General features: G+C 55.5%; 12 protein-coding genes. 10 read left to right on the top strand and 2 right to left on the bottom strand.

Going from position 1 to position 12,744, the window contains the following annotated elements; genetic code table 11:
- Window positions 1–207: 207 nt before the first annotated feature.
- Genes QWJ10_RS16320 through QWJ10_RS16275 form a run of 10 tightly spaced genes read left to right on the top strand, consistent with a single transcriptional unit; the run spans window position 208 to window position 10,888 of the window.
- A complete protein-coding gene (locus tag QWJ10_RS16320; protein ID WP_125888413.1) occupies window positions 208–2,118 on the top strand; it encodes a methyl-accepting chemotaxis protein in 1,911 nt (636 codons plus the stop codon).
- 23 nt (window positions 2,119–2,141) lie between these two features.
- Window positions 2,142–3,683, top strand: coding sequence for a chemotaxis protein CheW (locus QWJ10_RS16315; protein ID WP_289928030.1), 1,542 nt, complete (start codon window positions 2,142–2,144; stop codon window positions 3,681–3,683).
- 18 nt (window positions 3,684–3,701) lie between these two features.
- Window positions 3,702–4,817: a chemotaxis-specific protein-glutamate methyltransferase CheB gene (cheB, locus tag QWJ10_RS16310; protein WP_289928028.1), complete on the top strand. Its 1,116-nt coding sequence runs from the start codon at window positions 3,702–3,704 to the stop codon at window positions 4,815–4,817.
- Window positions 4,801–5,424, top strand: coding sequence for a HEAT repeat domain-containing protein (locus tag QWJ10_RS16305; RefSeq protein ID WP_289928026.1), 624 nt, complete (start codon window positions 4,801–4,803; stop codon window positions 5,422–5,424). Before cheB ends, QWJ10_RS16305 begins: the two co-directional genes overlap by 17 nt.
- Window positions 5,421–6,269, top strand: coding sequence for a protein-glutamate O-methyltransferase CheR (locus tag QWJ10_RS16300; protein ID WP_289928024.1), 849 nt, complete (start codon window positions 5,421–5,423; stop codon window positions 6,267–6,269). Before QWJ10_RS16305 ends, QWJ10_RS16300 begins: the two co-directional genes overlap by 4 nt.
- Window positions 6,266–6,637 (top strand): response regulator, encoded by a 372-nt coding sequence (locus QWJ10_RS16295; RefSeq protein ID WP_010798351.1) that lies wholly within the window; start codon window positions 6,266–6,268, stop codon window positions 6,635–6,637. Before QWJ10_RS16300 ends, QWJ10_RS16295 begins: the two co-directional genes overlap by 4 nt.
- Window positions 6,634–9,048 carry a chemotaxis protein CheA gene (locus tag QWJ10_RS16290; protein ID WP_289928022.1) on the top strand — a complete coding sequence of 805 codons (2,415 nt, stop codon included), beginning with the start codon at window positions 6,634–6,636 and terminating at the stop codon, window positions 9,046–9,048. The genes QWJ10_RS16295 and QWJ10_RS16290 overlap by 4 nt, the downstream gene beginning before the upstream one ends.
- Entirely contained in the window at window positions 9,045–9,281 is a 237-nt protein-coding gene (locus QWJ10_RS16285) for a hypothetical protein (RefSeq protein ID WP_010798349.1), read from the top strand. The genes QWJ10_RS16290 and QWJ10_RS16285 overlap by 4 nt, the downstream gene beginning before the upstream one ends.
- A gap of 11 nt (window positions 9,282–9,292) precedes the next feature.
- Window positions 9,293–9,667 carry a response regulator gene (locus tag QWJ10_RS16280; protein ID WP_125888409.1) on the top strand — a complete coding sequence of 125 codons (375 nt, stop codon included), beginning with the start codon at window positions 9,293–9,295 and terminating at the stop codon, window positions 9,665–9,667.
- 9 nt (window positions 9,668–9,676) lie between these two features.
- Window positions 9,677–10,888, top strand: coding sequence for a methyl-accepting chemotaxis protein (locus QWJ10_RS16275; protein WP_289928019.1), 1,212 nt, complete (start codon window positions 9,677–9,679; stop codon window positions 10,886–10,888).
- Window positions 10,889–10,944: 56 nt separating this feature from the next.
- Here QWJ10_RS16275 and QWJ10_RS16270 read toward each other — a convergent pair whose 3' ends face one another.
- Complete coding sequence (locus tag QWJ10_RS16270; RefSeq protein WP_289928018.1) at window positions 10,945–11,598, bottom strand: methionine ABC transporter permease; 654 nt, start codon at window positions 11,596–11,598, stop codon at window positions 10,945–10,947.
- A complete protein-coding gene (locus QWJ10_RS16265; protein WP_125888407.1) occupies window positions 11,582–12,742 on the bottom strand; it encodes an ATP-binding cassette domain-containing protein in 1,161 nt (386 codons plus the stop codon). The genes QWJ10_RS16270 and QWJ10_RS16265 overlap by 17 nt, the downstream gene beginning before the upstream one ends.
- Between the last annotated feature and the right edge of the window lie 2 nt (window positions 12,743–12,744).

The following is a 12,744-nucleotide window of genomic DNA, read 5'->3' as shown; positions in this document are numbered from 1 at the left end:
AGGAAAAGCAGACGTTTTACCTCAGGTTCTCCCCGATAGTTTCTCTTGAGCACCGACGCTTAAATATGCCTGCCGTGGATGTCAGGCGAGCCGAAGTGTTTCGGCCTACATCAGACAGGCCGCACGCTTTGGAGTGAGCAGGAGCCACCCAGCTGCGTTACGCATCCATTTCATTGAAACCATCGTTCGTAGTTGAGGAAGTTTTTCATGGCACTGGTCAAGAAACCCACCGCGCCTTCCACCGCAGCTGAAAAAGTCGTATCCCGTAATGTAGCCCGTGATGCTGAAGTACAACGCAAGCGCGCTCGTACCATGGCCAAGCAGCAGCAGGCTGCTGAGCGTATTGCCGCGGCTACCAATCAATTATCCACAGGTGTGAACGAGGCTGCTTCTGCAGCGGAGGAGCTGAAGCGTGCGGCTGATCAGATCGCCAGCGGCGCTGAAGAGGCTTCAGGTGCAGCCCAGCAGTCTCTAAAGGCCTTCGAAATCGTTGGGCGCTCACTTGAGTTGCAGCAGCAGAGCGCTGCAGTTGCCCAAGAGAAGTCTGAAGCGATGCAACGCCTGGCGGCTACCGTTAATAGCGATGTGACTGCACTTATTTCCAATGTTGGTATCGCTGCTGAGCGTCAAGCGGGGTCAGTTGAGCGTGTGGCGGAACTTAAGCAACAAGCCGCCAATATCGGTGAGATCGTCAAGGCTGTTGGCCGTATCGCCGATCAGACCAACCTGTTGGCTCTGAACGCTGCCATTGAAGCTGCTCGTGCAGGTAAACATGGTAAAGGCTTTGCCGTAGTGGCTGACGAAGTCCGTACCCTGGCCGAAACGTCTGAAAAGAGCGCTAAGCAGATCTCCGACATGGTTGGGAAGATCCAGCATGACGTAGAGAGTATCGCTCAAGGCATTAACCTCTCTGCTGAAACCATCCAGACGGAAGTAGAAAAGGGGGGCGTTATTACTCAACAGCTCGAACAGATCCGTTTGGATTGCATCGAGATTGTGAGGGGGGCTCAAGATATCGCTGCTGGCGCTGTACAAAGTAGCGCGGCGGCTCAGCAAGCCTTGCGTGGTGCCGACTCCATCGCCTCGGCTGCTGAACAGCAGTCTGCTGCCGCTGAAGAATCCGCCAAGACAGTTGATGAGCAGGCCCAGGCATTGGCTGAGTGCGAGCAGGCCGCTCAGAGTTTGTCTGAATTGGCTGAAGAGTTGAAGACATCTACCGATGTCAGCAAGAGTGCTGAAGAAGTGGCTTCGGCGGCTGAGGAGCTGTCTTCAGCCGTTCAGGAAATTAACCGTGCTTCTAGCCAAATCGCAACAGTGATTGATCAGATCCGTCAGGGCGCACAAACACAGGCTGCTGCAACAGAAGAATCTGCTGCGGCTGTTACTCAGATAGAGACAGGTCTGGAGTTAGCTCAGAGTCGTGCCTCGACGGGGCTGGAAAAGGCCTCTGCCATCAAGACGCTGATGAGTGCCAACAAAGGCAATATCGATACTTTAGTGAATGGCGTAATGGCTTCCATTGAAGCGACGCGTGTTAGCTTGAAGCAGATCAAGGATCTGGAGCTGATCTCCCGCCGAATCGACAAGATCGTCGACGCAATTACTACAGTGTCTATCCAAACCAACATGCTGGCCGTGAATGGCTCCATCGAAGCAGCCCGTGCCGGCGAGTTTGGTAAAGGTTTTGTGGTAGTGGCTACAGACATTCGTAACCTCGCCCATGACTCGGCTGAGAACGCTGACCGCATCAAGGACTTGGTAAAAGCTGTTCAGGACCAGATTGGTGTAGTAGGTCGCGATCTCGAGGAAATCATCAGTTCCGCCCTGGCCGAAGCTCAAAAAGCTACGGTTATTACCCGCAACCTGGATTCCATGGGCGGTGATATTGCCAGCGTGGAAGTGGGTTCTTCTGACATCCTCAAGTCTGCTGAAGAAATCAGCGCCAGTATTGCGCAAGTGAAATCAGGTATTGAGCAGATTTCCGCAGCCGCCCAAGAAGCTGAGCATGCTGCTCAGGAAGCCGCTGCTGCTGCCAAGCAGCAATCGCAGGGTGCGGAGGAGCTGTCCGCCGCCATTGAAGAGATCGCCTCCCTGTCAGACGAGCTGCAAAGCGCCTAAGTCCCTGAAGTGAGGGGATTGTGATGACTCAAGCAACTGTAAATAACGCCCCCGCTGCTCGCATCGAGGGCGACGACGAAGACTTGGCTCACGGCCATCAGTTTGTGACATTCACTGTAGGTCAGGAAGTGTTCGCCGTCGAAATGCTACCGGTGCAGGAGATCATTCGTGTACCGGATGTGATCCGCGTGCCGCTGACACCACCGGCCCTTAATGGGCTGGCCAACCTGCGTGGCAATGTACTGCCCATCATCTGCCTGCGGACTCTGTTTAACATGGCGGCCCGAGAGGCGGATGATTCGACGCGGGCTATTGTGCTCAACATGGGCCAGCCGTTGGGCTTTGTAGTTGATCGCGTAGCCAGCGTGATCATGGTTGAAGAGGATCAGATCGAGCCAGTAAGTAATGTACAAGCCACTATCAATAGTCGCTTCCTGACAGGTTTGCTCAAGCAGGTCGGCGGGCATGAACTGGTAATGATCCTCGACTTTGCTGCACTGATTCGCGACAGCTTTAGCGAGAACAGTCTGCTTCAGCGCACCGTCATGGCGAGTGCCATGTCTGCCATGCACGACGAGATGGAAGAGGACGAGAACAGCGATGAGCTGCAACTGGTTAGCTTTACCGTAGACGGGCAGGAATATGGCATAGCCATACAGGATGTTCAGGAGATTGTTCAGGTTCCCGAGCACATAGTCTGCGTGCCTAAGTCGGCCTCCCATGTCCGCGGCGTGATGACGCTGCGCCAGCGCCTGCTGCCGCTGGTGTCGCTGCGTGAGATGTTCCATCTCCCCAGTCAAGAGACGGACGAGCGCAGCCGCATCCTGGTGGTAAGTCTCGCCGGAGTGTCGGTTGGGATCATTCTTGACAGCGTTAATGAAGTGCTGCGGGTGCCTGCCAGTGAAGTCGAGCCCATGCCGCCGATGCTGGCGCGTGATCAGAGCATGGCTGAACTGACCGGTTTATGCCGACTGCAAAACGGCAAGCGATTGGTTTCGGTGGTATCGGCTGAACGCCTCTTTCAGCACCAGTCCGTGCAGCATGTGTTGAATACAACCGATAAGGAGCCGAACGTGGACGAAGAGCTGATGGACCAGATTGATAACGACGACGAAGAGCAACTGGTGGTGTTCCGTTTGGGTAAAGAAGAATTTGGCGTACCCATCGACAGCGTCCAGGAGATCGTTCGCGTCCCGGAAAACCTGACGCATGTACCCAAGGCGCCTTCCTTTGTCGAGGGTGTCATGAACCTGCGCGGCGTTGTGCTGCCGGTAATTGATCAGCGCCGCCGCTTCGGATTGCCGAGCATCGAGAACAATGATCGCCAGCGCATCATGGTGTTTGTCATCAATGATCTGCGCACCGGCTTTATCGTGGATTCGGTCGCTGAAGTGCTGAAAATCTCACGCAACCTTATCGAGCCTGCACCGGCACTGTCGAGTGAACAGCAGCGCCTGTTTGGTCGCGTGGCAAACCTGCCCAAGCAGAAGCGCATGATCCAGCTTGTCGAGCCGCGTCAGCTTCTCGGCGAGCAGGAGCTTAGCGCCCTGTCGAGCGTCGCGTAAGGGAAGGGTGCTGCCGTCATGATTCGTCTGCTTATCGTCGATGACTCCGCATTAATGCGTCGCCATCTGCAAAAGGTGTTCGAGGCCGAAGGTGATTTCGAACTCGAAACGGCCCGCAATGGCCTCGAAGCGATTGAGCTGGCTCGCCAGTTCGATCCGGACGTCATCACCCTGGATATCAATATGCCTGAGATGGACGGGCTGACGGCTTTGTCCATGCTCATGGCAGAAAAGCCTCGTTCGGTCGTGATGTTTTCATCACTGACCGAGCAGGGCGCTATTGCCTCGCTTGAGGCGTTGGCGCTCGGCGCGGTGGATTTCTTTCCCAAACCGGGCGGTACGATTTCCCTGAATATCGATCAGGTGCGTGACAGCCTGGTTGCCAAGGTGCGTGCCGCTGCTGGCGCTCAGCTCAAGAAGGCGGGAAAACCACGCGCCGGATCAACCGCACCGACTCGCTCCCGAATCGAGCGCGAGTCGGTGGAAAAAGCTGTAGAGATGGCAGGTGATCTGGGTGAAGGGCTTGTGCTGATCGGCTCCTCTACCGGCGGCCCTCGTACGCTGGAAGAAATCCTGTCGAAGCTTCCGGCGAGCTATCCCTGGCCGATCGTGGTTTCGCAGCACATGCCGGCCAACTTTACCCGTGCTTTCGCCGAGCGCATGAACAATGTCTGCGCACTCACGGTGGTAGAGGTCAGCAGACCCCTGCCGCTCGAGGCGGGTACGGTTTACGTTGGGATGGGGGGTAGTGACGTCTGTATCGGTCGTCGTGCAGGCCGTCCTTATGCCTTGCCCAAGCCGGAAAACAACAAGTACCTCTGGCATCCCTCCGTCAGCCTGATGGTGGAGACTGCCATGCAGCACTTTCTACCGACTCAACTGATCGGCGTAATGCTGACAGGTATGGGGTACGACGGTGCTGATGAAATGACTGAACTCAAGCGCCGTGGGGGCCGCACCCTGGCTGAATCCAAGGAATCATCTGTTGTGTTTGGTATGCCGGCGGAGCTGATTCGTCGTGGCGGTGCCACGGAAATTATGGCCTGCACTGAAATGGCCGCCACCCTTATCCGTTGGGGCAGCGGTAAAACCACTACGTCTTCTCGAGTATCCCGCCATGCCACTCGTTCGTAATACTCTGGCCGATCAAGCCGGTGATGACCAGCCAAGCGGGTTCGAGCAGCTGCTTGATACACTCGACAGCCCCGATACTGCGGCTCGTCGCTTGGCCGCACGTGCAATAGCAAGGTTTCCAAACGCCAGTAGCGCTCTGATCGATCACCTGGAGGAAGAAACCGAACCGTCTGTACGTGAGGCCATTATTACCAGCCTGGCTGCTATTGCCGATGTTAGTGCCGTGACTGCGCTGCTTGACTGCCTGCGCAGTGAGGATGCGGCGCTACGTAACGATGCCATCGAAGCTCTGAAGACGGCAGGTGTCCAGCACCCTGGGTTGATTCAGAACGCGCTGCAGGACTACGACGCCGACGTCCGCATCCTGGCTATCGGCATTCTGGAATCACTCAAGCATCCGGATGTCGAGCTGTGGCTGATCGATCTGCTGGAGCATGACCCGCACCTTAACGTTTGTGCCTGCGCCGTGGATTTGCTGTGCGAAATCGGGAGCGAGCGTGCGGTGCCGGCGCTTGAGGCTTGTCTTGAGCGCTTCCCCGATGAGGCTTACCTGCGTTTCGCCGTTGATCTGGCTATCCAGCGCCTGCGTGGAGAATCAGCCCTGTGAGCCAGACACCCGCGATTACCAAAGAAGATTTCGTGAAGTTTCGCGAATTCTTCTACCGCAAGACCGGTATCCACTTCGATGACTCGAAGCGCTATTTCGTGGACAAGCGGCTGATCGAGCGCATCGAGGCCACGGACGCGGGTACTTTTCGCAACTATTTTGTGAACCTGCGTTTTCAGGCATCGGGTGATGAGCTGCAGTCTCTGGTCAATGCGATGACCGTCAATGAGACCTACTTTTTCCGTGAGGAGTATCAGCTCAAGTGTCTCGTGACGAACATGCTGGAGGAGGTCACCCGGCGTAAGCGTGACTCAGGGCCCATTCGTATCTGGTCGATGCCGTCGTCCTCCGGTGAGGAGCCTTACTCCATCGCCATGTACTTGCTCGAATACTGGAAGGGTATTGATGAATGGGACGTCGAGCTGATCGCCTCGGATATCGACACCAACATTCTGGAGCGTGCCAGAAGAGGTCTTTATAGCCCGCGTTCGGTACACAACCTGCCGGCCACGCTTTTGGAAAAGTATTTCAAACAGCAGAAAAGCGGGGATTACCAGCTGATCGACGATATTCGTCAAAGCGTCGAGTTCAGCCGGGTAAACCTGATGAGTGCTGCCGATGTGAAGGCTTATAAGGGCTTCGACATTATTTTCTGTCGCAATCTGCTGATCTATTTCGATGACCTGTCGCGTCGCCAGGCGGCCGACACGTTTTTTGATGCACTCAATCCAGGCGGGATGATCTGCCTGGGTCACTCGGAGTCCATGAGTCGTATCTCGTCTCTGTTCCAGGTGCGCAAATTCCCTGAAGCAATTGTTTACCAGAAGCCGTTGGAGGCCCGATGAAACGCATTCTGATCGTCGACGACGCGGCCACCGTACGGCTGTTCAACCGACAAATACTAGAGAAAGCCGGTTATCACGTTGACGAGGCCATCAACGGCATTGAGGCGCTGGAAAAAAGCCTCGAGACGCCCTACGACCTGTATCTGGTAGACGTGAATATGCCCATGCAGGACGGCTTCAGCTTCCTGCGTGAATTGCGCTCCCGGCCTATTGAACAGGCCCCTGCGGTAATGATTACAACCGAGTCGGGTGATCATGATCGTCAGCAGGCTTGGGAATCTGGTGCTAATTATTACTTAACTAAACCGATTAAGCCGGAAGCGTTGCTGAGGCTGGTGAATGTTCTGACCGGAGAAGGTGCCCAGTGAACGCATTGCTGCAACAGTTTATTCAGGAAAGCCGGGAAGCCCTGGAGTCCATTGGTAGTACCTTGCTTGCCATGGAGCGAGAGCCTGGCGATACCGCCCCACTGGGCGAACTGTTCCGCCTGGTGCATACGCTTAAAGGTAACTCAGGCCTGTTTGATTTTCCGGCGCTGACCAGTGTATTGCATGCCGCTGAAGACGTGATGGATGCAGTCCGTAACGGTGAGCTGGATTTCAATCAACAACTGGCTGATCAGCTTTTGAACACGGCTGACTATGTCAGCGAGTTCCTGGATGAGATCGAGCAGAACAGTCAGCCGGGTGACGGCTTTCAGGTTCCGCCTCGTGAACTGGTCGATGGGCTGCGCGCGTGGCTTACCAGCAGCGAGGCGACCGTGGTTGCTGCTGGCGCAAAAAACGGTACGTCTGAAAGCGAGTCGCCCGCCTGGGCTACTGAACTGAATGATGAAGTACGTCAGCACATAGCCGATAGTTTGAAGGACGAACAATGCGTTTACCGTGTTGAGTATCGTCCTGCCGCCGATTGTTTTTTCCAGGGCACCGATCCTTTGCACCTGGTGCGTCAGCTGCCGGACATTTTCTGGCGTCGTGTGACCGCTGCAGAGCCCTGGGCGGCAGCGTCAGAGCTGGATGCCTATCACTGCAATCTGCGTATCGAATTCCTGTTAGCGATACGGGAAGAGGATCTGGCTGAGCACTTCCGGTATGTCAGTGATCAGGTCAGCTGGGAGGCCGTAACAGCGGCACTGTTTACTGCACCTGCTCCGGCCGAAGAGGCTCAACAGAGCTCAAGCCATGGTAACGAAGCAATCGATCCACTGGTACGGGACGTAGTAGGCACTCAGCAGATAGCCTTGGCTGCCTGCCTCTCTCAGCCTTGGCGTAGCGGTCAGCATGTTGCCATCGTCCGGACATTAACCAATGTTCTCATAGCTTATCCTGCACTCACTGAGACCTTCCAGCGTAGCGTGATGGACGCCGATCAGCAGCGCAGCGCTACACCGATCATGGCCTGGTTCCAGGCACACTGGCAGGCGGGTGCTGACTCCATATCCGAGGCGTCCAAAGAGGAGGATCGTACTCACGAGGCCATGAGCGCATGGCTGTCGGCACAGCTTGATCCCGCAGCACCTGTTGTACCGGTGGTGGAAGCTGCACGCGCGCCTTCCGAAGTATCTGCCGGTCGGCGTCAGGAGGAGGCTGGCAATCATGTTACGCCTAAGGTCCTCAAGATCGAGCAGGAAAAGATCGACCGCCTAATGAACCTGATTGGCGAGATCGTAGTTGCCAAGAACGGATTACCTTATCTGGCCGAGCGTGCTGAAGACCAATATGGTCAGCGCGAGCTGGCGCGAGAGATCAAGGCTCAATATGCCGTAGTCAACCGTATCGCCGAAGACCTGCAGGACGCCATCATGCAAGTGCGCATGATGCCGGTTTCTTTCGTGCTGCAGCGCTTCCCGCGTCTGGTGCGTGATATCGCGCGCAAGCTGGGCAAGAAGGTCAACCTCATCCTGGAAGGGGAAGACACCGAAGCGGATAAGTCCATGATCGAGGCCTTGGCCGATCCGCTTGTGCATATCGTCCGTAACTCCATGGATCACGGGCTGGAGCTTCCGGAGGAGCGTACAAACGCTGGCAAGCCGGAAACCGGCACGCTGCGTATTCGCGCCAGCCAGAACGCGGACCATGTGGTTATTGTTATTGAAGACGATGGTCGCGGTATCGATCCACAAAAGATCAAGGCCAAGGTGGCTGGTAAAGGTCTGGTCGAGCAGACCGCCCTGGATGCGATGAGTGATCAGGAGCTGGTTAATCTGGTCTTCCTGCCGGGCTTTTCGACTGCGGAGCAGATTTCCGATCTGTCCGGCCGTGGCGTTGGTATGGATGTGGTGCGCTCAGGTATCGAAAAAGTGGGCGGCCAACTGCGCCTGACCAGTCAGGTCGGCAAGGGTACGCAGCTGAGCCTGACACTGCCGCTGAGCATGGCAGTAACGCAGGTCATGGTGATTGAGTCAGGCGGTCAGCGCTTTGGCATTCCCATGGATCAAGTCATGGAAACCGTGCGCTTACCCAAGGATTCGATCCATACCATCAAGCATCAGCCCACCGCGCAACTGCGCGGTCGCACGATTCCGCTCAAGAGTTTGAACCAGATGCTGGCGGTCTCCGAGGAGCAGGTGCTTAACGAGGATGATGAGTACGCCTTGATGGTGCTACGCAGCCGAGGCGAGCTGGTCGGCCTGATCATTGATGATTTCCACGGCTCGATCGACATCATCCTAAAGCCCATGGTGGGCATTCTCGGTGAGCTATCTGGTTACTCCGGTACGGCCGTGATGGGGGATGGCTCCATCCTGATGATCCTCAACCCCACGGAGCTATTCGAATGAGCATTACCTTCAAGAAAAGCGTAGCCGTATTGGCTGATCAGGTCACGGTGGAAGAGGCAGAAACCCTGCTGGAATGGCTGGTGAAAAACCCGGCCGCAAAGGTCAATCTGGGTGACCTCGAACACCTGCATACCGCTGATCTGCAAGTACTTATGGCATTGAAACCAAACGTTTCAGTTTGGCCGAAAAATACCGATATAAAGGTGTGGCTTGAAGCCGCACTGAATGCGTAGGAGAGAGTGAAATGAGCAAGAACATCATGATCGTCGACGACTCCGCGACCATGCTGATGAGTCTGCGCAGCAGCTTGGAAATGTCCGGCTTTAAAGTCGAGGCGGCCAATGATGGCGTGCAGGCGATGAGCAGGCTGCAAGGCGGCTACAAGCCGGATCTGATCATCACTGATATCAACATGCCCAACATGGGTGGTCTTGAGCTGATCGGCAAGGCCCGTGCGTTACCTGGAATGCGCTTTGTTCCCATTCTGGCGCTCACTACCGAGAGCCAGCAAAGCAAGCGTGACGAGGCCAAAAAGAATGGTGCCACCGGCTGGCTAGTGAAGCCTGTCGGGGCAGCGGACCTGCTCAAGGTCATCAAGCAAGTCCTGCCGGGTGCCTAAGGAGCTGAGATGAATAACCAAGCCTACCTCAAAGCCGGATTGCTGCTGACCATCGTGGCGCTGGGCCTCAGCTCGCCGGTCTGGTCGGCTTGGCTGGCGCAACAGTCAACGCTGGCCTGCATGGGCATCGCCGTGTTTTTCTCTATTCCATTGTTATTGATGACGTGGAAGTTGTCCCAGACCTCTGTCCATGTTTCTGAGCGACTGGAAGAGCGAAGCACACAGGCGGCACTGTTCGACAAGACGGTTGCCACGGCAAATGCCGTACCTGGCCTGAGCCGCATTGTGCAGCGTAACCTGAAAGAGGTGAGTGATGAGACCGAGCGCAACGTGCTAAGCGCCATTGAGCGCTTGAACAATATTCACCTTACGGGTCAGAAGCTATCCGAAACAGTGAATGAAGGCTGTAGCTCTGCTAAGCAATTATCTTGCGAGGCGGACAGCCATCAGCTACGCAACGAAAAGACATTGGCTACGCTGTCTTCATTCGAGAGGGAGCGCAAAGAAAGCCTGAGCAGCGATATCGAGCGTATGCGCCGATTATATGAGGAGGTCAAGGCGACGGGACCGTTGATTGCACTCATCAGCGATATTGCCAAACAGACCAACCTGCTCGCGCTTAATGCTGCAATCGAGGCTGCAAGGGCAGGGGACTCTGGACGTGGATTTGCTGTAGTGGCCACCGAAGTACGTAATCTTTCTGCCCGTACGGCAGAAGCTGCTAATTCAATCTCTTCAACCATCCAAAATCTGGCCTCGCGCTTTGAAGAAGAGTCAACAGCAGCCCAAAATCGTCAAGAGGATTTTTTAGCCAAGAGCGGGTTGGACCATGTGGGTAATGAGTTGCGCTCGATGGTCAAATATCTGCAGGAAGCAGCTGATTGCATGACAACTGTAGTGAGCGGCGTTAAGGGGTTGAGTTCCGAAGTAAATAATGACCTTCAAAACGTGCTGTCCTGTTTGCAGTTCCAGGACCCGCTACGTCAGCGCCTGGAGCAGAGCAGTCATATGCTGGACACCTTGAGCGATGTTATGGAGGCCTATAGTGTCGGGCTTGCCTCACCTGAAACCTGTCAGCCGGGGGAGCTACCTGATCTCGATGCTCGGATGCAAAAGCACCTGAACAGCTATGTGACGCACTCACAGCACAAAGGCCATCTTGAAGAGATAGGTCGGGGACACGAAGTGCAGTCCGAAGGACTCAAGATCGAACTGTTTTAAACTTCATACGAATGCAAAAAAGGCCAGCGGGCTCCCGACTGGCCTTTTTTATCGGCTCATGCCCGATGGTTTAACGCCTTCGCCAAGCGATCCCCGCCAAATTGAATCAATGTTACAAGTAATACCAGCCCTATAATGACAATCAACATAACCGATACATCGAAACGCTGGTAACCATAGCGATAAGCAAGGTCCCCTAGACCGCCCGCGCCAATAGCGCCCGCCATGGCAGAAGAATTGATCATCGTAACAAGCGTAATGGTGAATCCGCCCACGATACCCGGCAGGGCCTCAGGTAGCAGAACATGCCAGACGATATGTCGGCGTCGGCATCCCATGGCCTGGGCGGCCTCGATCAGGCCATGGTCTACCTCACGCAGGCTCACTTCAGCGATACGGGCGAAGAAGGGCGTTGCTGCGATAGCCAACGGTACGACGGCGGCCCATACACCGTAAGTGGTGCCTACAATCAGGCGGGTGAACGGAATAAGAGCCACCATCAGGATCAGAAAGGGAATGGAGCGGAAGAGGTTGACGACACTTCCAATCAGCTTATTCAGACGGACAGCCTCGAACATTCCACCTTTACCACTGGTAACCAGAAACACGGCCAGTGGAATACCGGCAATCAATGCGATCAGGGATGAGACGCCTACCATTAGCAGGGTATCCAGTAGCCCTTGCCATAGACGATCAATCAGCAGCGACATAACCCAATACCTCCACATCGTCGAAAATATGCCGAGCCCGCTTGATCAGCTCTTCCTGAGCGTGGGGAGAGCGCCTGATCGAGACCAGCAGATGGCCTACCGTGCGCCCTTGAAGTCGTTGGATGCTCGATCTGATAAGCATGAGCTGTCCACCCAACGCGTTGAAGAGTGATCCCAGGTCGGGCTCACGGCTGCTTGAGCCACTCAAGCGCAGTTCAAGCAGGAGGGCATCGTTTTGGCGTAATGGCTGTATCTGCAGACGCGCTTTAAGATCATCTGATAGCGTTTGCTGCAACGGAGAGAGCAGGGTGCGGGTCACGTCATGGTGGGGATCACCAAAGACTCTCCATACGGGGCCTTGTTCGACGACTTCACCACACTCAAGCACGACGACACGATCACAGATCTCGCGAATCACCTCCATTTCATGGGTGATCAACACAATGGTCAGCCCCAGCGACCGATTGATATCGCGTAGCAGTGCCAGAATGGCCTGTGTCGTTTCAGGGTCCAGTGCTGAAGTCGCTTCGTCGCATAGCAGGATATCAGGATCATGAACAAGCGCTCGGGCAATGCCGACGCGTTGCTTCTGGCCGCCGGACAGTTGCGCAGGATAGGCATCATGCTTGTTGTCCAGACCTACCAGCTTGAGGAGTGAGTCGACTTTCTGCTGCCGCTCCTGCCGCGGTACGCCGGCCACTTTAAGGGGCAATTCCACATTCTGCCGCACGGTTTTGGCGGAAAGCAGATTAAAGTGCTGAAAGATCATGCCGATGCGCCGACGCAAGGCAACCAGCTCGCTTGTGCCATAGCGACCGATATCTTCGCCGCCGATCAGAACCTGTCCTTCGCTTGGCTGCTCGAGTCGGTTGATTGTCCGTAACAGGGAAGACTTGCCCGCACCACTGCGCCCGATGATGCCGAATATCTCACCCCTGCGCACAGCCAGATCTATACCATACAGCGCACGCACCGGCCCTTGCTCACCGTTATAGGTTTTACCAATATCCTGAAAGCGGATATGGGTCTCGGCGCGTTCCAGTGCGGTAGAGGCAAGGGGGTAGGGTAGTGCATGAGAGGATTGGTCCGCCTCTGTTTCATGAGTGCTTCGAGTCTGCCGAATAGGTGTAATCGATCCCGTCATGA

This window comes from Pseudomonas sp. WAC2 (assembly GCF_030403525.1).
GTDB lineage: Bacteria > Pseudomonadota > Gammaproteobacteria > Pseudomonadales > Pseudomonadaceae > Chryseomonas > Chryseomonas luteola.
Note: the sequence above shows the minus strand (reverse complement) of the source record. Positions and strands in the feature narration are given on the sequence as shown.

What these genes read in the sequence shown, in the direction of transcription:
- QWJ10_RS16280 (WP_125888409.1), top strand. Translation starts at nt 9,293, where the DNA reads ATGAGCAAGAACATCATGATCGTCGACGACTCCGCGACCATGCTGATG.
- QWJ10_RS16305 (WP_289928026.1), top strand. Translation starts at nt 4,801, where the DNA reads ATGCCACTCGTTCGTAATACTCTGGCCGATCAAGCCGGTGATGACCAG.
- cheB (WP_289928028.1), top strand. Translation starts at nt 3,702, where the DNA reads ATGATTCGTCTGCTTATCGTCGATGACTCCGCATTAATGCGTCGCCAT.
- QWJ10_RS16265 (WP_125888407.1), bottom strand. Translation starts at nt 12,742, where the DNA reads ATGACGGGATCGATTACACCTATTCGGCAGACTCGAAGCACTCATGAA.
- QWJ10_RS16315 (WP_289928030.1), top strand. Translation starts at nt 2,142, where the DNA reads ATGACTCAAGCAACTGTAAATAACGCCCCCGCTGCTCGCATCGAGGGC.
- QWJ10_RS16270 (WP_289928018.1), bottom strand. Translation starts at nt 11,598, where the DNA reads ATGTCGCTGCTGATTGATCGTCTATGGCAAGGGCTACTGGATACCCTG.
- QWJ10_RS16285 (WP_010798349.1), top strand. Translation starts at nt 9,045, where the DNA reads ATGAGCATTACCTTCAAGAAAAGCGTAGCCGTATTGGCTGATCAGGTC.
- QWJ10_RS16295 (WP_010798351.1), top strand. Translation starts at nt 6,266, where the DNA reads ATGAAACGCATTCTGATCGTCGACGACGCGGCCACCGTACGGCTGTTC.
- QWJ10_RS16275 (WP_289928019.1), top strand. Translation starts at nt 9,677, where the DNA reads ATGAATAACCAAGCCTACCTCAAAGCCGGATTGCTGCTGACCATCGTG.
- QWJ10_RS16320 (WP_125888413.1), top strand. Translation starts at nt 208, where the DNA reads ATGGCACTGGTCAAGAAACCCACCGCGCCTTCCACCGCAGCTGAAAAA.